We start from the raw sequence: 22,754 nt of genomic DNA, 5'->3' as shown, positions 1-22,754 counted from the left end.
GACTATCCCAATGCCTCCAGCACCAGCTCCATGGTCATCAGCACGGGATTGTCGCCGCGGATCAGACGCCCCTCGGCGATACCGCCGGTATAGTCGATCAGGGCGACGTCGAGCGCCGCTTCCAACGCGCCGGACGCACCGGATGCAATCGTCCCGGCGGTTATCGCCAGCTCCGTGGCAAACGGCTCGGTCACGCCGCCATGGGTGAAGCGCGCGCCGATGGTCGAGCCGACACCGCCGTGGATCTTCGCACGTGCAATGCCGTGCGTCTTGCAGAAGGCCTCGAGGCAGAAGGCAAAATCCTGGTTGGGGCGCAGCCGCAGCGCAAAGGCCCGGTTGGTCGTACGCACACCGTAGCTTGCGGCCACGACCGGCCCGAACAACTTGAAATTGGTCTCGGGGTCGGATTCGGCGGTGAACATCGCGCCGTCGATGCCGAAGGCCTCGACCTCGAACGGCTCGGCGACAACAGTCTCGTCCGGCAACATGTGGCCGCCGCTCGCCTTGCCGTCCGCCTCGGTCCACAACCCGTGACAATGATAGAACGGCGCGCCGTCGCGCATGCCGAGCGTCATGCTGCCGAGCCTGGTGCGCGTTACGCCTGCGGGCCGATACGTCTCGCTGTAGAACGCCGCGTTCTCGCTGGTCTTCGACAGCGCCGGCATGACATAGCCGAACGGCCCGAGCGCACCGTGGCCAAAATTCAGCACGCCACTCGCAAACCCTTCCGCGGCAAAACCGCGGCGCGCGGCTTCGAGCAGCGGCAAGCCGGCTGGAAGCGTGAACGAAAAGGAACGCCCCCTCGCCTCCACCCACTGGATACGCTCGGTGACGGGCGCGCCCGGCTGCCTGATACTCCGCATCACGTAAACTCAGCCCGTCTCGGTCTTGTCGAGATCGAGCAGCCCGCGCGCCTCAAGCTCGTCGCGCACCATGCGTTTCGGCACCTTGCCATAGCCGGATTTCGGCAGCGCCTCCCAGAAGAAGAACCGTTTCGGCATCTTGTAGCGCGGCACCTTCGGCAGCAGGAACGCCGCCATCTCGGCTTCGCTCACCGGCTTCTCGCCGTCGCGCGCGACGCAGACGGCGACGCCGACCTCGCCCCAGGTCGCATTGGGCACGCCGAGCACGGCGACCTCGCCGACCGAAGGATGCGTCAATATCTTCTCCTCGATCTCGCGCGGATAGATGTTGGAGCCCCCGGAGATGTACATGTCCGACGCACGGCCGGTGATGTAGACGAACCCCTCCTCGTCCATGTGGCCGAGATCGCCGGTGCGGAACCAGCCGTTGCGGAACGCCTTAGCATTGGCCTCGGGGTTATCGTAGTAGCCGGCGAGCACCGCAGGCCCGATCACGCAGATCTCGCCGCTCTGGTTCGCTTTGAGCTCGCGGCCCTCGTCGTCCTGGATCGAGACCTGCATGCCGGTCCGCTCGAAGCCGCAAGTGCCGATCTTCGCATGCGGGCCGTCCTCGGGATCGTGCAGCGCCGCCGGCAGCACCGTGATGTTGCCGGTGACCTCGCCGAGGCCAAAATACTGCACGATGACCTTGCCGAGCTTCTTCAGCGCGGCCTTCTGGTCCTCACGATACATCGGCGCGCCGGCATAGATCACGTGGCGCAGCGAGGAATGATCGTATTTGTCGGCAGCGGGGTGCTCGACCATCATCTTCAAGATCGTCGGCACCGTGAAGAGATTGCTGACACGGTGCGCCGCGATCAGACGGAACGCCTCGTCGATGTCGAATTTCTCGGTCGGCAGCAGCACGGTGCAGACGCCGCGCGCGGTCTGCACCAGCTGATGCACGCCGGCGCCATGCGACAGCGGCGCCACCACCAGCGACGCATCGGCTTCCGTCACGCCGGGGGTGAGATCGGCGAGATGGTTGGTGACGACAAAACCCATCTGGCCGTGGGTCAGCACCGCAGCCTTGGAGCGGCCGGTGGTGCCGGAGGTGAAGAAGAACCAGCAGGGATCATCGTGCTCGACCGCAATGTTCTCGACCACTTGGCCTGCCTGCGCAACGATGGCGTCGGCCACCGAGCGCTCGGCGAACGATGCCTTGCCGTCGATGCTCCAGGTGAATTCCAGCGCGCCGCCGTTCACGGCCACCGCGTGCTCGGGAAAATCGACATGGCACAAAAATCCCTTCGCGCCGGAGGCCTGTGCGAGATAGGCCACCTCATCCGGCATCAGGCGGAAATTGGTGGGCACCCAGACCGCGCCCAGCCGGAAAGCCGCGAACATCGAGAAGAACATCTCGTCGCCATTCTTGGAATGAACGAGGATGCGGTCGCCCTTGGCGATGCCGCGCGCCGCAAGCGCAGCCGCCAGTGCGGAAACTTGCGCATCGATCTCGCGCCAGGTCCAGGATTTGTCACCCCAGACGAAACCGGGACGCAATCCATGCCGCCGCGCATTCTGGGTCAGCATGTAAGCGAGATTCATGACGCGGCGGGACATGCGGAGCGGCTGCATCGGGTTTCCTCTTTGACGGCAGACGGCACGCAAGCCGCCCGCTCATTGGGGCCCATTTATCGCCATCGGGAGTGGCCTAGCAAGGCCACCGGCGGCCATGTCATCCACGCGCTCGTTCAAGGAATTTTAAACATGATGGGGGCAACCTCGCTCAGTATCTGCGTACAGAGTGCTGCATCATGGTCAAAGCGCCCGTCGTTCTCCTGCTCACGTTGGCGCTTGCCGGCTGTGCTGTCGCTCCACAAGCTCATCTCACCTCCGATCCTGCCTTCAGGCCCGCGCGTTATGCCTGGGATGGCGCTGGCGAAGATCCCAATCAGCCACGTACCGCCCAGCCGTCGCGAGCAACACGCACGGCCGCCGCATCCGAGCGTACCAAGTCGCAAGCCGCGTTCCAGCCCTATTCGAAGGAATGGTGGCAGGCCCAGGACGGCATCGAGGCCGAGCAGGACGCCAAGGTCAATCGCTCGCTCGTCATCTGCCAGGGCTGTCTCCGCGCCAAACCTCAGCCGGAAGATTCTCGCCTCGCCAAGGCGGCCGATTGAATCGAACCGCGCGTACTCGATTTCTATCCCGTCACCAATTCGCAGGAACTCGACGTAAAGTCGTTCAGGATTGACGCGGAGAACACGGAGGCCGACAAGACGACGCTCGCGATGACCATCATCGGCCACCGCATCGACCGCAACCCGCCGACCAAATCGTGCGTTACGACTTCGTGCAGACGCGCTGAAGAGCTGACCGGAGATATCATGAGTGACGTGATCAATAACAGGGCCCACCACCGTTACGAGCTCGAGGTGGAGGGCCATCTCGCGACCGAGCATTACAAGATCGACGGCAATGTCATCACCTTCGAGCACACCGACGTGCCGAAGGAGCTCGGCGGCAAAGGCGTCGGCTCAAGGCTGGTGCAAGGTGCGCTCGACCAGGTCCGCACGGCCGGCTTGAAGCTGATACCGGAATGCCCGTTCGTGAAGGCATGGATCGAGAAGCACCCGGACTATGCGGATCTGGTGAAGAGATGAGCAAGCGCAGGCCCGCCGATCGCACGACGGGCCCGCCGAAAATCCACAGCCTACTGCCCATGCTTCAGCATATCCTGGTCACTCAGATCCCAGTCCTGCCACAACTGGAGCACGCCGAGGACCACCGCCACCGCGCCGAGACTCGTGTGGTAGACCCGAAGAAAACCTTCGCCGGAATAGCCGACCACCAAGGGCGAGACGATGAGCCACAGCCCGACCACGATCGTCGCCACCTCCTGCCAGCGCTGCAAGGCGACATATTCGAGCTGGCTGAGGCCAAATATGACTAGGCCGACTGCGACCGTGTTCAGGACCATCGTCTCGTGTCCGACGATCCCTGAGCGATCCTGGATGGGAAACCACGGCGACGCGACAATCAGCGCGCCGAGCAGCATCCCGCACCAGTCTTCCCATGTTCGATGAGTATTCAAGAAACCAAAGTCCGACATCGTACCCTCCTACAAAAGAGGCACACGTCAGCGGCTGGCGACCATGACACTCCGAATGTCTAGCGACCATGCCGGCCGCACTCGGGCGTATGTCCTGTGGGAAGACGTGGGGAACCGATGCACGATTGCAAGACGGACCAACATTTTTTGCGCGCGAGCGAGGCTGGCGTTAGGGAATAGTGCCGGTCAGCCCGACACAGTCTTCCACGCGGGACCGCCCTCGGCGCTTGGTTGCGCCTTGGCAAGGGAGGGGTCAGGCGCCTAGATCAGGGAACAAACACCGCTTCGGAAGGATCAGGCATGGCGGCATCGGTACGCGACAACAAGGACGGGAGCCGCTTCGAACTCGATGTCGGCAGCGAGCTGGCCTTCGCCAACTACCGGCAGACGCCGTCGGCTGTGATCATCACGCACACCGAGACGCCGCGCGCTCTGCGCGGCCGCGGCATTGCCTCCGAGCTGATCAAGGGCGCGCTCGACCTGATCCGCCGCGACGGCAGGAAGGTGATCGCGGGCTGCGGTTTCGTCGTCGATTATCTCGACAAGCATCCGGAGGATGCAGATCTCGTTGCCTGAACGCAAAAGGGCCCGCGAGATCACGGGTCCCTTCGCGTCGACCGATGCTCGTCGGTTAGTGCTTGATTTCAGGCGGCAGCTTGCCGCCATTGGCGGCGAGCTTGGACATCACCTGCTTGTGCAGCCAGACGTTCATGCTGGCGGAGTCGTTCATGTCGCCGCTGTAGCCGAGCTCCTTGGCGAGATCCTTGCGCGCAGCAAGGCTCGAATCGACGTCGAGCGCTTTCATGAGGTCGACGATCGAGGTGCGCCATTCCAGCTTCTCGCCCTTGTGCGCGGCGACGGCTGCGTCGACGATCGCAGCGACATCCACCGTTGCCGCAGGCGCGGCAGCCGGCGCAGACGCTGGCGCCGATCCGCCCGGCGCGGCCCCAGCAGGCGTGCTGCCCGCGGGTGCGCCGCCGGCGGGCGCAGCGGAAGCCGGATGGCTGCCGAAGATTGCGCCCATGATTTTCCCGAAAATGCTCATGTCTGCTCCCCGAATAGGATTCCGTTGGAAGGCCCTGAGTGGCCACTTATAGATGAAGTTACGTCGCTGCGCCCGCGAAGTTCCGCGAACCACAAACAGCATGAGCTTATCTGCGGCGAAATGACGACCGGATGACATCATTGAGGTTGCACTGCGGCAACGAATCTCACCCAAGCGTGAGGGACAGGACTCGGAAATCGGCGTACGCTTCTCGCTCAGCTCGCGATGCCATCCGGAATTCGCGTCGGGTTGGACTCGCGAAACTCAGAAAAGCGGCCGCTTGCGCCGTTGCCGGCGCCGAATTCGGCTGCATGGCAAGGGAGCAAGCCGACCATGGCCACAGTCTATCAGGGCAATGTCCCTAGGAAGGGCCAGACCGCAGACGCGGCTGGACCGGTGATCCGAACCATCCAACTTTCCGACCTGCACGATGCGCTCAAGCGCGGCTGGGAAGATTTCAAGGCCGTTCCGAGCCACGCCATTATCCTCTGCGTGATCTATCCGGTGCTCGGCCTCGTGATCGCACGCGTCGCAATGGGCCATTCGGTGATACCGCTGCTGTTTCCGCTGGCCGCGGGCTTCGCCCTGATCGGCCCGTTCGCAGCACTTGGCCTCTATGAGCTATCGAGCCGTCGCGAACGCTACGAAGAGGCCAGCGCCTGGGATGCGATGGAGGTGCTGCGCTCGCCCTCCTTCGGCGCCATGCTCGGCCTCGGCACGCTGCTGCTCGCGCTGTTCGTGACCTGGGTCGCGACCGCACAGGCGATCTATGTTGCTGCATTCGGCTATGAGGGCGTGACCGGAATCTCGGATTTCGTGACGCGCGTGCTGACGACATCACCGGGCTGGTGGCTGATCGTGGTCGGCTGCGGCACGGGCTTCCTGTTCGCGCTCGCCGCGCTCTGCATCAGCGCCGTCTCATTCCCGCTGATGCTCGACCGACATGCCGGCGCTCTGGACGCGATGGTGACCTCGCTGCGCGTCGTCGCCAAAAACCCGGTGCCGATGGCGGCCTGGGGCTTGATCGTGGCGGTGCTGCTGGCGCTCGGAACGATCCCCGCATTCCTCGGGCTCGCCGTCGTCATTCCCCTGCTCGGCCACGCCACCTGGCATCTCTACCGCAAGGTCATCGTCTCCGAGCCCGGTGCACGGCCGGTGCCGCCTCCGCCGCAGCGTCCGCGCAAGCCGGCGGCCGATTTCCCCGCCAATCTTTTCCCGTGGCGGAATAGGGAATAGGGCCGACGCCTGACGACCTTGCGCCTGACGATCTTGTTACAACCGATCCCGCCGCGGGGACCTCCGGGCGGGTCGGTTAATGTCGTGCGCCTTGCTTTGGCCGCGGTTACAACCGAGATTGCCGCCGCCGGTCATGCCACTTCACGGAATCAATTTACTCGAATGACCCTGACGATTTCTCGTCTCGCTCTCGCAGCCCTCGCCCTCTCCGCGTCAGTCCTGTCCGCCGAACCCGCACTCTCTGCGGTCGCCTGCGGCTCGGGCAATTTCGACGCCTGGCTCGCGGATTTCAAAACCGAGGCCGCGGCCAAAGGCATCTCACAGCAGGCGATCGCCGCCGGGCTTGCCGGCGTGACGCTGGACCAGAGCGTGCTGAACCGTGACAAATCGCAAAAGGTCTTCACCCAGACCTTCGAAGAGTTTTCCGGTCGCATGGTGCCGCCGCGGATGACGCGCGGCTCCAACATGATGAAGCAATACGGCTCGGTGCTGTCGCGCATCGAGCAGACCTATGGCGTGCCGGGCGAGATCCTGGTCGCGATCTGGGGCCTCGAGACCGATTTCGGCGTCAACACCGGCAAGTTCGCGACGATCCGCTCGCTGGCAACTCTGGCCTACGATTGCCGACGCGCCGAGCAGTTTCGCGGCGAGCTGATGGACGCGCTGCGTATCGTCCAGCGCGGCGATCTCGCGCCGTCCGACATGAAAGGCGCCTGGGCCGGCGAGCTCGGCCAGACCCAGTTCATGCCATCATCCTGGATGAAATACGCCGTCGATTTCGACGGCAACGGCAAGCGCGACCTGTTGCACAACGCCCCCGACGTGCTCGCCTCCACGGCGAACTACCTTGCGGGCTATGGCTGGCAGAAGGGTAAGGATTGGCAGCCGGGCAGCCCGAACTTCGCGGTGCTCCAGCAGTGGAACAAGAGCGAGGTCTATTCCAAGACGGTGGCCTATTTTGCCACCCAGCTCGCCCACGCACCCTAAAGCACACGTCCGGACACAAAACGCGTAGGGCCGATCGCCCTGCGACCGGCCCTCTCTTGGGTTTGCGTTTACCTACCCGCTTACTTGCCCATGGTGGCTTGCATCGCCTTGTTCAGGTGCATGCCGCACGCACCCATTTTTCCATTGAGCATGGAGTCCTGCGCTGCCGTGATCTCCTTCTCGGCGACGAACTTACCGTCGCCGTCGGGCATGGCCTCGATCGCGGTCTCCGTCTTTTCCAGATTGGCCCCGCTGCAGCCGCCCATGCTGTGCTTGGCGGCCTGGGCCGGCGCGACGGCGAATGCCACGGCGGCAATTGCGATAACCCCGAGTAACTTCGTCATGATGTTACTTTCCTTCTCTTGTTCTTGGGACAAACCCAGCGACATTGCCGGAATCTGCAACATGACTTTGCTGCCGACGCGGCAACTTGCCGCAATAAATTCCCCGCGAGAATTGCGTGATGTTGCGCGCCGCGCAGAGCTGCATGCGAAATTTCTGATTTTCATTACAACTTTGTAATCCGGATCTGCACGCGCGACGTGTGTGCACCGCATCAACGAGGGAGGCGCGGTCACTTCAGTCGGCGAGGCGGCCACGCGGGGTCCCGCCCCAGAAGACTAGAGAATCGTTGCGGCGCCCCCTTTCTCAAATCACCAGGGCTTCAACGATATTTTGATTATAGGTTCATTTCTATAGATTTCCCGATTCATGCGAATCGCGCATGGGAGACTTGGGTCTACAAGCTGGCGTATCGCCCTTGATGGTCGCGGAAATGCAACTTATTTCCATCACTGCCGGAACCGCACAAATTGCTATAAACCCGTGAATTCACGGACGTTTGTTGTATCATGTGAGGATTTTCGCCTGGCTGGCGGGCGGGACTGCCGACAGGTTAAGCGTCTCTTACCGATGCCATGCGTTCTTCGCTTAGCTGCATCGCAACATCGGAACTTTCGCAGCGCACCACTCTCACCTATATTCATTTCAACGACGACGCCCGGGCAAGGGCTGAATCGAACTACAGGAGACTACCAATGCTGCTCTCGCTCATCCGCATGATCCAGGCTTTCCGGGACTATCAGCGCAATGTTGCCGAGCTGTCCCAGCTCAGCGATCGCGAACTGGCCGACATCGGTCTCGATCGCTCGGACATCCCGCGCGTTGCCGCCGGTCAGTATCAGGGCTGATATCGTTCAGCCCTTCACCGGACCAACCGATAGCGCCCGCCTCGTGCGGGCGTTGTCGCATCCAGTGGCAGAAAACTCGATCTCGGCGATTCCACTGACCGCCGAAAAGCGCTACCTGTCCGCCCCATGACAGGACCCCTATCCAATATTGTGCACGTCATCGGCGCTGGCCTTGCCGGTTCCGAAGCCGCCTGGCAGGTGGCGAAATCAGGCGTGCCCGTGGTGCTGCACGAGATGCGGCCCGATCGCATGACCGAGGCGCACCGCACTGACGGGCTCGCCGAGCTCGTCTGCTCCAATTCATTCCGCTCGGACGATGCCGCCAACAACGCAGTCGGCCTGCTCCATGCCGAGATGCGCCGGCTCGACTCGCTGATCATGCGCGCGGCCGACGCCAACCAGGTGCCCGCCGGAGGCGCGCTGGCGGTAGATCGTGACGGCTTCTCTGCGGCCGTCACCACGGCACTCAACGACCATCCGCTTATCGAGATCGCCCGCGGCGAGGTCAAAGGTCTGCCGCCGGCCGATTGGAGCAACGTCATCGTCGCGACCGGTCCCCTTACCTCCGCGCCGCTGGCCGATGCCATCCGCGAGCTGACCGACGAGAACGCGCTCGCCTTCTTCGACGCGATCGCGCCGATCGTGCACCGCGAATCCATCGACATGTCGGTGGCCTGGTTCCAGTCGCGCTACGACAAGGTCGGCCCCGGCGGCAACGGCGCCGACTACATCAACTGCCCCATGACCAAGGAGCAGTATGACGGCTTCGTTGCCGCGCTGATCGCAGGCGAGAAGACCGAGTTCAAGGAGTGGGAGACCAACACGCCCTATTTCGACGGCTGCCTGCCGATCGAGGTGATGGCGGAGCGCGGCCCCGAGACGCTACGCCACGGCCCGATGAAGCCGGTCGGCCTCACCAACCCGCACGATCCCATGACCAAGGCCTACGCGATCGTGCAGCTGCGCCAGGACAACAAGCTCGGCACGCTCTACAACATCGTCGGCTTCCAGACGAAACTGAAATACGGCGAGCAGCAGCGCATCTTCCGCACCATTCCCGGGCTGGAGAAGGCTGAGTTCGCCCGCCTCGGCGGCTTGCATCGCAACACCTTTCTCAACTCGCCAAAGCTGCTCGACAGCCAGTTGCGCCTGCGCGTGCAGCCGCGGTTGCGTTTTGCCGGCCAGATGACGGGCTGCGAAGGCTATGTGGAATCCGCCAGCGTCGGCCTGATCGCCGGCCTCTATGCGGCAGCCGACGTGCGCGGCGAAACACTGGCGAGCCCGCCGGGCACGACGGCACTCGGATCCCTGCTCGGCCACATCACCGGCGGCCATATCGAGACCATCGAGCCGGGCACCCGCTCGTTCCAGCCGATGAACATCAATTTCGGCCTGTTCCCGCCGCTCGCGACCGCGCCGACGAAGAAGCCCGACGGCACCCGGCTGCGCGGCAACGAGAAGACGGTGGCCAAGAAGCAGGCGATGAGCGCTCTGGCGCTTGCCGATCTCGATCGCTGGATCGCCGATCATTTGCGCATTGCCGTCGCGGCGTGAGTTTTCAATGAATCTTCCCAAAGATGACGCCGCGGTGCTCTCGGCGCGCTGGACCGAGGGCGTGCTGCTCAAGCGCGACGTGTTCTCGACCGTCGAGCGCGGCCGCTTCCGTGGCGACAGCGGCGAAGTTGACGCCGTGCTGCGCCGGCTCGACGAGGTGCCGTGGTGGTCGTTCCTGCTGGCGCGTCATCTTTTCGCGCGCGAGAAGCACGCGCTGGCGCTCGCCAAAGGCCTCAATGTTGGCCCTGAATTGCTCTGGGCCGGCCGCCGCGCTCTTGCGCGCGGCTTCGTCGACGGCGTCGCGCTGCATCTGGCAAAACCCCATGGCGATCTCGCCTATTTCCGCTCGGCCAAGGTAGCGCTGCGAAGGCTGCGCCGCGCCGGGATCTGCCACAACGACCTCGCCAAGGAACAGAACTGGCTGGTCGGCCGCGACGGCCGCGCCTATGTGACCGACTTCCAGCTTGCGGCCTGCTTCAACCGGCGCGGCCGGCTCTATCGCATCCTCGCCTACGAAGACCTCCGGCATCTGCTCAAGCACAAGCGCTCCTACGCGCCCGAGGCGCTGACGCCGCGCGAGCGAAAGATTCTCGCGAAGAAATCGTTCGCCGCGAGCCTGTGGCTTGCCACCGGAAAGAAGGTCTACCGCGCGATCACCCGCGGCCTGTTCAACTTCACCGACCGCGAGGGCGGCGGCCGTCGCCTCGTCAACGACGCACCGGTGCTGGCCGAGTTGATCCGCCAAAACCCCGCTGTCCGTGACGCCGCCATCGTCGCCTTTGCCGACCGCCGCTCGGGCGTGGGGCTCTATGCGTTCGTGGAGGCGGATCAGGCTGCGCTTGAAGGACAGCTCCGCAACGAACTCACGGCCGCCAAGGGGCCAAAGCCGCCGGAACACATCCAGGTCGTGCACGCGCTTCCGCGTGACACCAGCGGCAAGCCGCGCACCGAGATCCTGCAACTGGTCGCCATGAACCAGCTCGACCTGATCGAGCCGATGATGAAGAACGATCAGGATCGCGCCTTCCTCAAGGACATCCTGGAGCAGCGCAAGAACCTGCGGGATCGCTTCAATTTCGAGGCGGACCTGCCCACCAGTTAGACGACGAGGTGCAGCGCGCCTTGAAGCGTCCACAATGCCGGTGGAGAAGCCGGGGATCACGCTGACTTGGGGAACGATGAATCGCTGGGGGACCATGAGGCGCTGCGCGGCCCTGCTGATCGCAGGTCTCGTGCTGCTGGCGGCCGCACCCGTGATGGCCGCGGAGTCCCCTGCCGAACAGATCTCCAGCTTCCGGCTGAAGCACGGTGAGGGCCGCGTCGTACGCGACACAACCCTCGACCGCATTGCTATAGACCAAGCCCGTGCGATGGCGGAGAAGGATGATCTCAGCCACGACGCCCTCGGCCCGTTCAACAAGCGCGTCGCGCCATCGAGAGCGGGCCGCGCCGCCGAGAATATTGCCTATGGCTACGACAATTTCGAGAAGACGCTCGGACAGTGGATCGATTCCTCCGGGCACCGCAAGAACCTGCTGCTGCACAACGCCTCCCGTGTCGGGATCGCCAGCGCGAAGAACGCCAGCGGCAAGCGCACCTATTGGGCCATGGTGATCGCCGGCGACTACGAGCCGAAGCCGGGCAAAGGCAGAAAGGACCGCGAGCCGCTGGTGGCCGTGAAACGCGAGGTTACGTCCGCCAGCAAGCCCAAATCCGGCAACTGCCATATCAAGCTGCTGGGCCTCTGCATCTGAGGCGAAGCCTGGCTTCGCGACCCGCCATCTTGCTCGCGTTCTCAGGCGCGTCTATTTCAAGCGCAGAGATCGCAAGACGCGGAGGCACACTTGATCGACATCGACCAAATCCGCGCCGATACACCGGCCGCCTCCCGGCTCGCCTATCTCCACAATGCCGGCGCGGCGCTGATGCCGACGGCCGTTGTCACAGCGATGAAGCAGCATATCGATCTCGAGAGCGAGATCGGAGGCTATGCCGCCGCGGACCGCGAGTCCGAGCGACTTGATGCGGTCTACGGCTCGGTGGCGCGACTGCTGAATGCCTCTCCGGACGAGATCGCGTTCATGGAGAACGCGACAGTCGCCTGGCAGATGGCGTTCTATGCCTTGCCGTTTCGCGCCGGCGACCGGATCCTGACCGCCGAGGCGGAATACGCCGCCAATTATGTCGCATTCCTGCAGGTCGCCAAGCGCACAGGCGCGGTCATCGATGTCGTGCCGAGCGACGCGACCGGCGAGCTCGACATCGAGGCGCTCGAACGCATGATCGACGACCGCGTGAAGCTGATCGCCATCACCTGGGTTCCGACCAATGGCGGGCTGGTCAATCCCGCCGCAGCCATCGGCAGAATCGCGCGCGCACGCGGCATTCCTTATCTGCTCGATGCCTGCCAGGCGGTCGGCCAGATGCAGGTCGACGTCGAAGCGATCGGTTGCGACATGCTGTCGGCCACGGGGCGCAAATTCCTGCGCGGGCCGCGCGGTACCGGCTTCCTTTACGTCCGCAAGCCGGTACTGCAACAGCTTGAACCGCCGATGATCGACCACTTTGCGGCGCCCTGGGTCTCGCGGGAGCACTATCAGCTCCGCGACGATGCCCGCCGGTTCGAGACCTGGGAGAACAATTACACGGCCCGGCTCGGCCTCGGCGCCGCCGTCGATTACGCCTTGGCGATCGGCCTCGGCCCGATCGAGCAGCGCTGCCGCCTGCTGGCGGGCCGTCTCCGCAATGGCCTCGGCGCAATCAGCGGCATCACCGTTCGCGACCTCGGCGGTGCGCCGGGCGCGATCGTCAGCTTCACGATGGAGGGGCATGAGGCGGAGGCGATCGTCCGCAGCGCCGCCGCGGCCGGCATCACCATCGGCGCCTCGCATCCGTCGAGCACTCGCATCGACGCCGAAGTCCGCGCGCTGCCGGTGGTCGTGCGCGCGTCTCCGCACTACTACAATACGGAAGCCGAGATCGATCGGCTGATCGCCCACCTCACGGGTCTGGCGCCGCGATAGAGGGGCTCAGGTGCAGCGCGCGCTCAGTCCGGATGCGCCGAGCTTGGCCATGACCTCGTCGAGATGTGCGCTGTCGCGGGTCTCGATGACGAGTTGCAGCAGCGTGGCCTTGGCCGGCAGGTCCGAGAAGGTTCGCTGATGCGAGACTTCGATGATGTTGGCGCCGGCCTCCGCCAGCAGCGCGGCGACCGCGGCCAACTGGCCCGGCCTGTCAGGAATATCGAGCGAGAGCTGGGTCAGCCGCCCCTCACGCGCGAGTTCGCGCGTCAGCACCGAGGCGATCAGCCTAGTGTCGATGTTGCCGCCGCTCAGGACCAGACCAACTTTCTCGCCGGCGAAGCGCGTGGGATCGGACATGATCGCCGCAAGGCCCGCGGCGCCGGCGCCCTCGACCACCGTCTTCTCGATCGAGATCAGGGTTGCGACTGCACGCTCGAGCTCGGCTTCGTTGACGAGCGCGATGTCGTCGACCAGTCTGCGGACGATTTCAGTGGTGATCTTGCCCGGCGATTTGACCGCGATGCCTTCGGCGAGCGTATCGCCGCGCGCCGGCAGATTGCCGCCATGGACGGCGTTGTACATCGAGGGATAGAGCCATGCCTCGACGCCGAGAATCCGCAGCGACGGCTTGATCGATTTCGCCGCAATGGCGATGCCGCTGATCAGGCCACCGCCGCCGATCGGGACGACCAGCGTATCGAGCTCCGGCACCGCCTGGAGCATCTCCAGCCCGACCGTGCCCTGCCCCGCAATGACCAGCGGATCGTCGTAGGGGTGGACGAAGATCATGCCGCGGGCTTCGCCGTGACTTCGCGCAAACGCAGCCGCCTCCTCAAGCGTCGCGCCGGTGACGACCACCTCGGCACCATGATGCCTGGTGTTCTCGACCTTCACCATCGGCGTGCCCACCGGCATGACGATTGTGGCGGGAATGCCGAGCCGCTTGGCATGATAGGCGACACCCTGCGCGTGGTTGCCCGCCGACATGGCGACGACGCCGCGCGCCCGCTCCTCCGGCGTCAGCGCCGTGAGCCGGTTCAGTGCGCCACGCTCCTTGAACGACGATGTGAACTGGAGGTTCTCGAATTTGAGCCAGAGCTCGCAGCCGTAAATGTTGCTCAGCGTCCGGCTGTAGCTGCAGGGCGTCTCGACGACGGCACCCCGGATGGTCTCAGCGGCGGCTCGAATGTCGCCAGGTGCGACCGGAATGCCGCTCAGATCGGGGACTGCAGTTTGGGACAATTCAGCCATGGGACAGCATAGAGCATTCGGCCGTCTCGGGCGATAAGCCAACCGCTATTTGGTAAATTCCCGGGATCGTGAAGCCCGCCACAGCGTCCACAACGTGCGCAACCGCGACACCGGCTGCGGCGCGAAAGGATTGCGCCCCGGCCGAGACAGGCGATCGAGATCGGCCCGCGCCTGGCTTAGCGGCAGGAATGCCGCCCGCGCCGACGGCGGCACCTGCGCCAGCAGGGATGAGGCCGTCGCCAGATGCTGCCGTGCTTCGTCCATGAGCTGATCCAGCACGGCATTCAGATGCGGCGTCTGCTTGCCGGCGAACACGTCCTCGATGCCACAGCCATGGCCGGTCAGGAATTGCTGCGGCAGGAACAATTGCCGATTGGCCGAGTCCCGCGGCAGGTTCGCGATCACCTGCGCGATGCCCTGCGCCAACCCGGCGTGCCGCGCGAGGTGCTCGCTCGCATCCGAAGCTTCGCCCAAGATCCGCGCCGCGAGCGCGAACAAGGCCGAAGACGTCGCCGCCAGATAGCCTTCAAGCGCCGTCATGGTCGGCATCGGATCGTTGTAGAGATCAAACTGATGCTCGTCGACGAGCAGCGACAACGGCTCGACCGGCAGGCCAAAATCGCGGATCGCGCGCAACAGCTCGGCCGCCACCGGATTGCCCTCGGCGCTGCCGTGAACGAGGCCCGAGAACAGATCGGTCCACCATTGAAAGCGGATTTCGCCGGGCAAGGGCTGGCTCACCTGATCGCGGACGCGGACGATCTCGACATTGAAGGCGTAGAGCGCCAGCAGCGCCCGACGTTCGGCGGCGGGCGCAAACAGGGTCGCGGCATAGCGTGGAAAGTCGTGGCTGCGCACGAGGTCGGCGCAGAATGTCACGGCGTCCGGCGGCGTCGTAGCGCGGCTCATGGTACGGCAATCAGCGCAGCCGCGACGCGGCGCCGTTCGCCGATCATGATGTTATAGGTGCGCACGGCCGGCCCGGTTTGCATGGTGTCCAGCACCACCCTCACCGCCTTCAGCGCCTGGCGCAGCTCCGGCGGCGGCAGCCAGACGCCGGTTCCGGTCCCGACCAGAAGCGTGTCGATGCTGTTGGCGGCCGCAAAAACCCGATCCAGCGAATAACGGTCGATCCTGGCGGGATCGGTCACGTCCCAGGCCCAGATCGCGTCAGGCAGGCACAGCAGCGAACCCCGATGCGACATGCCGGCAAAGGCAAAACCGCCCTTGCCATAGGCCTCGATCGGCGCCGAGCGTGGGAAATGGGGAGCGTTGGGATCGCCGGCCATGAGCTTCGTCCGAATGGGCTGACTGCCCTCGCAAACTCATGCGAGGGCCTGCGGTTCGGATCACGCCTTGCTTTTCTTCGCCGGCGTAGTCACTTCGACTGCGTCTTCGCGATGCTCGCCGACGCCGAGATAGATCAGGATCGGGGCTGCGATAAAGATCGAGGTGTAGGTGCCTACCAGCACCACGCCGAACATCATGACGGCCGTGAAGCTGTGGATGGCATGACCGCCGAACAGCAGCAGCGCCAGCAATGCCAGCGTCACCGTGAAGTGGGTGATGATCGAGCGCGACAGCGTCGAGTTGATGGACTCGTTGAGCAGCTGCGGCATCGGCATCTTCTTGTAGCGCCGCAGCATTTCGCGGATGCGGTCATAGATGACGACGGTGTCGTTGAGCGAATAACCGAGAATGGTCAGAAGCGCCGCGATGCTGGTGAGATCGAAGTCGACCTGGCTGATCGACATGAAGCCGATGGTCAGCACGATGTCGTGCACGTTGGCGATCATGGCGCCGAGCGCGAACTGCCATTCGAACCGGAACCAGAGGTAGATCAGGATCGACACGATTGCGAGCATCAGGCCCAGCATGCCGAAGGCCAGCAACTCGCCGGAGACGCGCGGGCCGACCACTTCGACGCGGCGATATTCGAAGGAATCGCCTAGCGCCGTGCGGACTTTCTGCACGGCTTCCTGCTGCGCGGCGTCGCCGCCCGGCTGCTCCGCGACACGGATCAGGACGTCCGCGGGACCGCCGATTTGCTGGATCTGGACTTCGCCCAGGCGCAAGCCATCCAGTGTCGTGCGCATCGCCGCGATGTCGGCGGTGCCCGACTTGGCCCGCACCTCCAGCAGCGTGCCGCCGCGGAAGTCGATGCCGAAATTCAGGCCATGGGTGAAGAACAGCGTGATGGCGACAATCGACAGCGCCGCCGAGATCGGGAAGCTGATGCGACGGAAGCGCGTGAAGTCGAAATGCGTATCGTCAGGGACGATGCGCAGCGACGGCAGCAGGCCGAACACCGAGACCACGGTGAGGACAGCAATGAGGATGCCGAGCCCGATGAGAACAATGTGAGTCACGGTCAGGCTCCTAGATCGGCACGCTCTGCGGCCGCTTCCACCGCACCCACCCGGCGACGATCAGCCGGGTCAGCGTGAAGGCGGTGAACACCGTGGTGATGATGCCGATGCCGAGCGTCACGGCGAAGCCGCGCACCGGGCCGGTACCGATATAGAATAGCACCGCGGCGGCAATGAAGGTGGTGATGTTGGAATCGAGGATGGTCGCGAGCGCCCGCTTGAAACCGGCGTCGATCGCCGAGATCGCGTTGCGGCCGCTGCGCAGCTCCTCACGGATGCGCTCGTAGATCAGCACGTTGCTATCGACCGCGATGCCGACGGTGAGCACGATGCCGGCGATGCCGGGCAGCGTCAGCGTGGCGTTGAGCAGCGACAAGAGGCCGAAGATCATGGCGACGTTGATGGCCACCGCGATGTTGGCGAATACGCCGAACAGCCGGTAGGTCAGCAGCATGAACACGATGACCATGATCGAGCCGACATAGGCCGCAAGCTCGCCTTTCTCGATCGAATCCTGGCCGAGGCCCGGACCGACGGTGCGCTCTTCGACCACCGTGAGCGGCGCCGGCAGCGCGCCGGCGCGCATCAGGATCGCAAGATCGTTGGCGGCCTGGACCGTGAAGCTGCCCGAGATCTGCCCCTGCCCGCCCGTGATGGGCTCGCGGATGACAGGTGCCGAGATCACCTCGTTGTCGAGCACGATCGCGAACGGTAGACCCACGTTCTCCTGCGTGGCCTGCGCAAATTTGCGGGCGCCAGTGGAGTTGAAGCGGAAGGAGACGATCGGTTCATTGGTGCGCTGGTCAAATCCGGGCTGCGCATCGGTGAGCTCGGCGCCCGAGACCAGCACCTGCTTCTTGACGACGTAAGGCACCTTCGGCGAGTTCTGGCTCATCAGCAGCTCAGAATCCGGCGGCACTCCACCGCGCTGCGCCTGGTCCGGCGGCACCGAGGTGTCGACCATGCGGAATTCCATCTTGGCGGTCTTGCCGAGCAGCTCTTTCAGATGCGTCGGGTCCTGAAGGCCCGGGACCTGCACCAGAATGCGGTCGTTGCCCTGACGCTGGATCACCGGCTCGACGGTGCCGAGCTCGTTGACGCGGCGTTCGACGATCTGGATCGACTGCTCGATGGTCTTGCGCATGCGCTCGACCATGGCAGGCTGCGACAGCGCCAGACGGATCAACCCGCCGCCGGCATCGGATATGTCGAGGTCGCGCTGGGTGCTCGACCCGAGCAGTCCGCCGATCGGTTGCGAGAGGTCACGCAGCTTGGTCAGCGCGGCCTGGAGATCGGTATCCTTGACCCGGACCTCGACCGTGTCGCCGCGGGTCACGAGGCCGGTATAGCCGATCTTCGCCTCGCGCAGCGCGCGGCGGACGTCGTCGCGGACCTGGTCGAGCTTTTCCTTCTTGACGTAATTGCCATCGACCTCGAGCAGCAGATAGGAGCCGCCCTGAAGGTCGAGGCCGAGCACGAGCCGGCGCTGGGCCCAGGCGGGCCAGGTCTTGACCTGCGCTTCGGGGAAGAAGTTCGGGACCGCGCAGAGGCACACGATCAGCGCTGTCAGGATAATCCCGAGCGCCCTCCACCGCGTGAAATACAACATCGACTGGACCTGTCAGATCAGGAGATTTGAGAGACTCGCGGAAGCGCTTACTTCGCCGCGGCGTCGTCCTTGGCGCTTTCCTTCGCGCTGTCCTTGGCCGGCTCGCCCTTGGCGCGCACGCCCGAGATCATCGACCGCATCTGGCGCACGCGCACGCCGTCGGAAATCTCGAACTCGATCTGGTCGTCATCGACCACCTTGGTGACCTTGCCGACCAGTCCGCCCGAGGTCACGACGGTGTCGCCGCGGCGGATGTTCTTCACGAGCTCGGCGTGGTCCTTCACCTTCTTCTGCTGCGGGCGCAGAATCAGGAAGTACATGATCACGAAGATCAGGGCAAACGGCAGCAGCGACATCAACATGCTGTTGGTGTCACCGGCGCCCGCGGCCTGGGCATACGCAGGGGTAATGAACATTCGGACGATCCTTGTGGAAACAGGGGAAGCCGGTCAGGCCCTTGCGGCGACCGGTCCGGTCAAATTCGCGCGGACTATAGCGGCCATTGCCCCAATTGCAACGCTGCCAGACCGTCGATTTGGCCACCTTGCGGCCGGCCATCAGGCCCGATAAGGCTGCATTCTCAGGAACTTCGGACATGCCCAAAAAACCAAGCAAAAGCCCGGCCGGCAAAGGCCCCTGTACCCCTGCCACCAAGCCCGCCCAGGTCGCGGCAAAACGCCCCAAGGCGGTCTCAAGGGCGGCCCTCAAGGCCTCCGAGGACCTTTCCCAGGAGCGCATCGTCCGCGCACTGGAGACCATTGCGGCGCACCTCGCCGCCCAGGGCAACCCGGTTGTCGCGCGCGAGTCGTTCAAACAGGCGGACGCCTATGTCTGGCACCCCGACGGCCGCCTTGCTGCGGTGCCGCGGGTCAGCCGCGTCGAGCTATTCCTGCTTAGGGGCGTCGACCGGGTGCGCGACATTCTGATGGAGAACACCGAGCGGTTCGCCAACGGCCTGCCCGCCAACAACGCCCTGCTGTGGGGCGCGCGCGGAATGGGCAAGTCCTCGCTGGTGAAGGCGGCTCACGCCAGCATCAACGCCGACCGCAAACCCGCCGACAAGCTGAAGCTGATCGAGATCCACCGCGAGGACATCGAGAGCCTGCCGGCCCTGATGGAGCAACTGCGCGCCTCGTCCTTCCGCTTCATCGTGTTCTGCGACGACCTTTCCTTCGACGGCAATGATGCATCCTACAAGTCGCTCAAGGCTGTGCTCGAAGGCGGCATCGAGGGCCGGCCCGAGAACGTCATCCTCTACGCCACCTCCAACCGCCGCCATCTGCTCGCGCGCGAGATGATCGAGAACGAGCGCTCGACCGCGATCAATCCCGGCGAAGCGGTCGAGGAAAAGGTCTCGCTGTCGGACCGCTTCGGCCTGTGGCTTGGCTTCCACCGCTGCAGCCAGGACGAATATCTCGCCATGGTGCGCGGCTATTGCGGCCATTTCGGCGTCAAGGTCGACGATGAGGCGCTGGAGCGCGAGGCGCTGGAATGGTCAACGACGCGCGGCTCGCGCTCGGGCCGTGTCGCCTGGCAATTCGTGCAGGAGCTGGCCGGACGGCTCGGCGTGAAGCTCGCGACCAAGTAGCGTCTTCAAAAACATGATCGCCCGCTCCAGTGCGCTGCGCACAAGGCGGGCGATCATTGGGCTCGACTTGATGTGGAAACGAGGCCCTAGGGCCTCACGCCCCGTTCAGGAATTGAAGCGGGTCAACCGGGCTCGATCCCTTACGGATCTCGAAGTGGAGCTGCGGCGACGCCACCTCCCCGGATTGACCCGACTTGGCAATGACCTGACCGCGCTTGATGGGATCGCCGCGCTTCACCAACAGCTCACTCGCATGGGCATATGCGGTGACGTAGCCGTTGGAGTGCCGAACCAGGACGAGATTGCCGTAGCCCTTCAGCTCGTTGCCGGAATAGGCAACGACACCGTCTTCTGCCGCCTTGACCGGCGTACCCTCGGGCACCGCGACATTGATGCCGTCATTGGACTTGCCGTTGGTCTTGGCGCCGTAGCTCGTGATCACCTTGCCGCGCACCGGCCAGCGGAAGGTCGGCAACGAGCTGGTGGTCTCTGCCGCTTTCGCCGGCGTCTCGGCGGCCTTCTCTTCGATATTCGTGGTGGCCTGAGCCAGGCGCGCGCTCTGCGCGGGTTGGGCAACAGCGGCCATCCTGGTGGTCGGTGCGGGAGCGGCCGCAACCGGCTGCAGCGCAGCCGCCACGGGGGCCGCGGCGACAGGCGCCGGAGCAAGCGGAGCGGCAACCGCTGCGGTTTTGGCGCCCGGCACGGTCAGCTTGGTGCCGAGCTTCAGCTTGGTCGACGGCTCGAGACCATTGGCGCGAGCGAGCTCGGCCGCGGAGATATGGTTCTTGCGCGCGATGCTGGCGAGCGTGTCACCGTGATTGACGAAGTGGTAGCTCGATGGCGCAGCGACGGCGGCAACCGGTTTCGCCATTGCGGGAGCCGCCGCAACCGGAGCCGTGACCGGCGCCGGTGCAGCAGCCGTTGCACCCGGATGCGGGATGACCAGCTGCTGGCCAGGCGAGAGCGCGCGCGGCCCCTTATAGCCGTTGGCGGCCATGATCGCCTGCGGGCTCACATGGTAGCGCTTGGCGAGCACGTCGAGCGTGTCGCTGGTGCCGACGATGATCTTGGTTCCGCCGACGGGCTGGGCAGCTGCAACTGAGCGCGGCGGCACGGTGCCGGTGGCTTCAAGACGCGGCTGAGCCGGCGGCGTGTAGGAGCCGAGGCCGCGACCGCCTCCGGAGACGCCCCCACCCGACGCAACCGGATAGGATTGCGGCGCAGCGACAGCCGGCGGCGGCAAGGCCTGAGACTGATAGTAGCCGGGCTGGGTCTGCGGCCGTGCATATTGCGGCAGCTCACGCTGCGGCGGCGGGGCCTGCTGGACCGAACCGGTCGATTCAGAGAAGGGATTGGAGAAGTTCGACTGGGACAGCCTCGACTGCATGTCGGCACTGCACCCTGCGAAGCTGAAGGAAATCAGCGCCAGCACCGCGACCTGCGGTACGCGGCGCGAGTAAAGCAACTCGGCGACAACAGACATGGTTACTCACTCGTACGCAACAGAACTGGTCTTTTAAGTAAACACGTCGCGAGTAAATAACGGCTTAACCCTCCCAATAAGATGTTGGCAGCACAGCCGATCCGGAATTCTACAGCTCCCGCGCCACGCCGGGCAGCGCCGGCACGAAACGGACCTCCACGAGTTCCCTGCGTTCGATCCCGGCTTCGGTACGGCTGAGACGGGTCAGCGTCTGCACGCCCTGATGCGGCCCGACCGGCGCAATCAGGATGCCGCCGACCTCGAGCCGTTCGACGAGGTTCTCCGGAATCTGCTCCACCGCGGCGGTAACGATGATGCGGTCGAACGGGCCGATGTTGGGTGGCAGATTGAGGCCATCGCCCAGCATCACCTCGACATTGTGACACCCGAGCTTTTCAAGCCTGGCGCGCGCGGCGTCCGCAAGCTTGCGGTAGCGCTCGACCGTCAGCACCTCGCGCGAAAGCCGCGACAGCACGGCGGCCTGATAACCGGAGCCGGCGCCGATCTCGAGCACGCGATGCTGCTTCTGGAGCTGAAGCTGCTCGGTCATGTAGGCGACGACAAATGGCTGGCTGATGGTCTGCCCGCAGGCGATCGGCAACGCGCTGTCACGATAGGCGGCGTCGCGATCGGACGCTTCGACGAACAGATCGCGCGGCACCTCTTCCATGGCCCGCAGCACGGTCTGATTGCTGATGCCGCGACGCCTCAGCGTGAGCTGAAACATCATCTTTTCCGGCGGGGGCTGGTTGGAGGTCATCGCTGCTTATATCGTCTCGTCAGAGGGCCGGATCGTCGCACGCGTCGCTCAGGCCCGGGCAAGAATCCTGTTCCTGCTCAGGAACCTATGATAGCCTTTCGCTGCGGTATTTGACCACAAATCGGCTTGCAGCGGGCCAGCCGCAAACGCATTTCCGCGCGTCCGCCGGCCGAAACGCGCATTGCGTCGATTCATGTTATCTGCGAACGTTTTCCGGAGATGGGCAAGGACTCAACGACAATGACCGCGACCGGGCTTTCGGGCCGCTCTGTATTCCTCGTCGAGGACGAGGTCATGATCAGAATGATGGTCGCGGATATGCTGGAGGAGCTCGGCTACAAGGTCGCGGCGGAAGCGGGCGATATCAACGAGGCCCTGCGGCTGGTCCAAGCCACCGAGTTCGACATCGCCATCCTCGATGTCAACGTCAACGGCAAGGTCATTTCGCCGGTTGCCGATCTCATCAGGGAAAAGGGCTGCCCGTTCATCTTTGCCACCGGCTACGGCTCGTCGGGCCTGCCCGAGCAATATCGCGACCGGCCAGCGCTGCAGAAGCCGTTTCAGCTCGACGCGCTCGGCAAGACCATCGAAGCCGCGCTTCGCACCGGCTAGAGCGTTAGCCCATCTGACTGAATCGTTGGGGATTCACAAATCAGCGTTTTGGTGATTCAAGCTACCCGCCGGGACGGGAGGCCGGCGGGC

Annotated in this window: 25 protein-coding genes; 12 read left to right on the top strand and 13 right to left on the bottom strand. The window is 64.4% G+C overall.

Annotated features, from left to right (window positions below; translation table 11 throughout):
• Nucleotides 1-2: 2 nt before the first annotated feature.
• Together ABID58_RS21115 and ABID58_RS21110 are read right to left on the bottom strand one after the other, a co-directional pair.
• On the bottom strand, nt 3-863 hold the full coding sequence (locus ABID58_RS21115) for a PCC domain-containing protein (RefSeq protein WP_354034337.1): 861 nt from the start codon (nt 861-863) through the stop codon (nt 3-5).
• A gap of 9 nt (nt 864-872) precedes the next feature.
• Nucleotides 873-2,480 (bottom strand): acyl-CoA synthetase, encoded by a 1,608-nt coding sequence (locus ABID58_RS21110; protein ID WP_354034335.1) that lies wholly within the window; start codon nt 2,478-2,480, stop codon nt 873-875.
• A gap of 179 nt (nt 2,481-2,659) precedes the next feature.
• Between ABID58_RS21110 and ABID58_RS21105 the strand changes: the two genes are divergently transcribed.
• Both ABID58_RS21105 and ABID58_RS21100 read left to right on the top strand, forming a co-directional pair.
• Nucleotides 2,660-3,025, top strand: a complete 366-nt coding sequence (locus tag ABID58_RS21105; RefSeq protein ID WP_354034334.1) for a hypothetical protein — start codon at nt 2,660-2,662, stop codon at nt 3,023-3,025.
• Nucleotides 3,026-3,232: 207 nt separating this feature from the next.
• A complete protein-coding gene (locus tag ABID58_RS21100) occupies nt 3,233-3,508 on the top strand; it encodes a GNAT family N-acetyltransferase (protein ID WP_354034333.1) in 276 nt (91 codons plus the stop codon).
• Between the two features lie 50 nt (nt 3,509-3,558).
• Here the strand turns inward: ABID58_RS21100 and ABID58_RS21095 are convergent, their stop codons facing one another.
• Nucleotides 3,559-3,957 carry an SPW repeat protein gene (locus ABID58_RS21095; RefSeq protein ID WP_148753793.1) on the bottom strand — a complete coding sequence of 133 codons (399 nt, stop codon included), beginning with the start codon at nt 3,955-3,957 and terminating at the stop codon, nt 3,559-3,561.
• Nucleotides 3,958-4,257: 300 nt separating this feature from the next.
• Here ABID58_RS21095 and ABID58_RS21090 point away from each other — a divergent pair, with 300 nt between their 5' ends.
• Entirely contained in the window at nt 4,258-4,533 is a 276-nt protein-coding gene (locus tag ABID58_RS21090; RefSeq protein WP_148753792.1) for a GNAT family N-acetyltransferase, read from the top strand.
• A 55-nt stretch (nt 4,534-4,588) separates the two neighbouring features.
• On the opposite strand, the gene ABID58_RS21085 is transcribed toward ABID58_RS21090, so the two are convergent.
• Entirely contained in the window at nt 4,589-5,002 is a 414-nt protein-coding gene (locus ABID58_RS21085; protein WP_148753791.1) for a DUF3597 domain-containing protein, read from the bottom strand.
• Between the two features lie 333 nt (nt 5,003-5,335).
• On the opposite strand from ABID58_RS21085, the gene ABID58_RS21080 reads away from it, so the two are divergent.
• Together ABID58_RS21080 and ABID58_RS21075 are read left to right on the top strand one after the other, a co-directional pair.
• Nucleotides 5,336-6,238, top strand: coding sequence for a DUF2189 domain-containing protein (locus ABID58_RS21080; RefSeq protein WP_354034331.1), 903 nt, complete (start codon nt 5,336-5,338; stop codon nt 6,236-6,238).
• A 162-nt stretch (nt 6,239-6,400) separates the two neighbouring features.
• Nucleotides 6,401-7,225 (top strand): lytic murein transglycosylase, encoded by an 825-nt coding sequence (locus ABID58_RS21075; RefSeq protein ID WP_354034330.1) that lies wholly within the window; start codon nt 6,401-6,403, stop codon nt 7,223-7,225.
• Between the two features lie 80 nt (nt 7,226-7,305).
• Here ABID58_RS21075 and ABID58_RS21070 read toward each other — a convergent pair whose 3' ends face one another.
• Nucleotides 7,306-7,632: a hypothetical protein gene (locus ABID58_RS21070; protein ID WP_187435156.1), complete on the bottom strand. Its 327-nt coding sequence runs from the start codon at nt 7,630-7,632 to the stop codon at nt 7,306-7,308.
• 630 nt (nt 7,633-8,262) lie between these two features.
• Between ABID58_RS21070 and ABID58_RS21065 the strand changes: the two genes are divergently transcribed.
• The 5 genes from ABID58_RS21065 (at nt 8,263) to ABID58_RS21045 (ending at nt 12,992) form a co-directional block, all read left to right on the top strand.
• Nucleotides 8,263-8,415 carry a DUF1127 domain-containing protein gene (locus ABID58_RS21065; RefSeq protein ID WP_007590701.1) on the top strand — a complete coding sequence of 51 codons (153 nt, stop codon included), beginning with the start codon at nt 8,263-8,265 and terminating at the stop codon, nt 8,413-8,415.
• Nucleotides 8,416-8,541: 126 nt separating this feature from the next.
• Complete coding sequence (gene trmFO, locus ABID58_RS21060; protein WP_148753787.1) at nt 8,542-9,969, top strand: methylenetetrahydrofolate--tRNA-(uracil(54)-C(5))-methyltransferase (FADH(2)-oxidizing) TrmFO; 1,428 nt, start codon at nt 8,542-8,544, stop codon at nt 9,967-9,969.
• A gap of 7 nt (nt 9,970-9,976) precedes the next feature.
• Nucleotides 9,977-11,071 (top strand): AMP-binding enzyme, encoded by a 1,095-nt coding sequence (locus ABID58_RS21055; RefSeq protein WP_187435149.1) that lies wholly within the window; start codon nt 9,977-9,979, stop codon nt 11,069-11,071.
• Nucleotides 11,072-11,165: 94 nt separating this feature from the next.
• Nucleotides 11,166-11,723, top strand: coding sequence for a CAP domain-containing protein (locus tag ABID58_RS21050; RefSeq protein ID WP_354034575.1), 558 nt, complete (start codon nt 11,166-11,168; stop codon nt 11,721-11,723).
• Between the two features lie 90 nt (nt 11,724-11,813).
• Complete coding sequence (locus ABID58_RS21045) at nt 11,814-12,992, top strand: aminotransferase class V-fold PLP-dependent enzyme (protein WP_354034328.1); 1,179 nt, start codon at nt 11,814-11,816, stop codon at nt 12,990-12,992.
• A gap of 6 nt (nt 12,993-12,998) precedes the next feature.
• Here the strand turns inward: ABID58_RS21045 and ABID58_RS21040 are convergent, their stop codons facing one another.
• The 6 genes from ABID58_RS21040 to yajC are packed head-to-tail and all read right to left on the bottom strand — an operon-like array spanning nt 12,999 to nt 18,637.
• The gene (locus ABID58_RS21040; RefSeq protein ID WP_148753784.1) at nt 12,999-14,243 is read right to left on the bottom strand and encodes a threonine ammonia-lyase; all 1,245 of its coding nucleotides are present in this window, start codon (nt 14,241-14,243) and stop codon (nt 12,999-13,001) included.
• 45 nt (nt 14,244-14,288) lie between these two features.
• On the bottom strand, nt 14,289-15,152 hold the full coding sequence (locus ABID58_RS21035) for a phytoene/squalene synthase family protein (RefSeq protein WP_354034327.1): 864 nt from the start codon (nt 15,150-15,152) through the stop codon (nt 14,289-14,291).
• A complete protein-coding gene (locus ABID58_RS21030; protein ID WP_148753782.1) occupies nt 15,149-15,532 on the bottom strand; it encodes an Mth938-like domain-containing protein in 384 nt (127 codons plus the stop codon). The genes ABID58_RS21035 and ABID58_RS21030 overlap by 4 nt, the downstream gene beginning before the upstream one ends.
• A gap of 60 nt (nt 15,533-15,592) precedes the next feature.
• The gene (gene secF / locus ABID58_RS21025; protein WP_354034326.1) at nt 15,593-16,612 is read right to left on the bottom strand and encodes a protein translocase subunit SecF; all 1,020 of its coding nucleotides are present in this window, start codon (nt 16,610-16,612) and stop codon (nt 15,593-15,595) included.
• A gap of 10 nt (nt 16,613-16,622) precedes the next feature.
• The gene (gene secD, locus ABID58_RS21020; RefSeq protein WP_148753780.1) at nt 16,623-18,221 is read right to left on the bottom strand and encodes a protein translocase subunit SecD; all 1,599 of its coding nucleotides are present in this window, start codon (nt 18,219-18,221) and stop codon (nt 16,623-16,625) included.
• A gap of 47 nt (nt 18,222-18,268) precedes the next feature.
• Nucleotides 18,269-18,637, bottom strand: a complete 369-nt coding sequence (yajC, locus tag ABID58_RS21015) for a preprotein translocase subunit YajC (RefSeq protein ID WP_148753779.1) — start codon at nt 18,635-18,637, stop codon at nt 18,269-18,271.
• 179 nt (nt 18,638-18,816) lie between these two features.
• Between yajC and ABID58_RS21010 the strand changes: the two genes are divergently transcribed.
• On the top strand, nt 18,817-19,809 hold the full coding sequence (locus tag ABID58_RS21010) for an ATP-binding protein (RefSeq protein ID WP_354034325.1): 993 nt from the start codon (nt 18,817-18,819) through the stop codon (nt 19,807-19,809).
• Between the two features lie 94 nt (nt 19,810-19,903).
• On the opposite strand, the gene ABID58_RS21005 is transcribed toward ABID58_RS21010, so the two are convergent.
• Together ABID58_RS21005 and ABID58_RS21000 are read right to left on the bottom strand one after the other, a co-directional pair.
• Nucleotides 19,904-21,292: a peptidoglycan DD-metalloendopeptidase family protein gene (locus tag ABID58_RS21005; RefSeq protein ID WP_354034324.1), complete on the bottom strand. Its 1,389-nt coding sequence runs from the start codon at nt 21,290-21,292 to the stop codon at nt 19,904-19,906.
• A gap of 109 nt (nt 21,293-21,401) precedes the next feature.
• Nucleotides 21,402-22,052 (bottom strand): protein-L-isoaspartate(D-aspartate) O-methyltransferase, encoded by a 651-nt coding sequence (locus ABID58_RS21000; protein WP_148753776.1) that lies wholly within the window; start codon nt 22,050-22,052, stop codon nt 21,402-21,404.
• A gap of 240 nt (nt 22,053-22,292) precedes the next feature.
• On the opposite strand from ABID58_RS21000, the gene ABID58_RS20995 reads away from it, so the two are divergent.
• Nucleotides 22,293-22,664: a response regulator gene (locus ABID58_RS20995; protein WP_148753775.1), complete on the top strand. Its 372-nt coding sequence runs from the start codon at nt 22,293-22,295 to the stop codon at nt 22,662-22,664.
• Nucleotides 22,665-22,754 lie beyond the last annotated feature (90 nt).

The organism is Bradyrhizobium sp. S3.2.6, assembly GCF_040546885.1.
In the GTDB taxonomy this organism is placed as follows: Bacteria; Pseudomonadota; Alphaproteobacteria; order Rhizobiales; family Xanthobacteraceae; genus Bradyrhizobium; species Bradyrhizobium cytisi.
The sequence above is the reverse complement of the archived record's forward strand: the minus strand, read 5'-3'. Positions and strand labels throughout refer to the sequence as shown.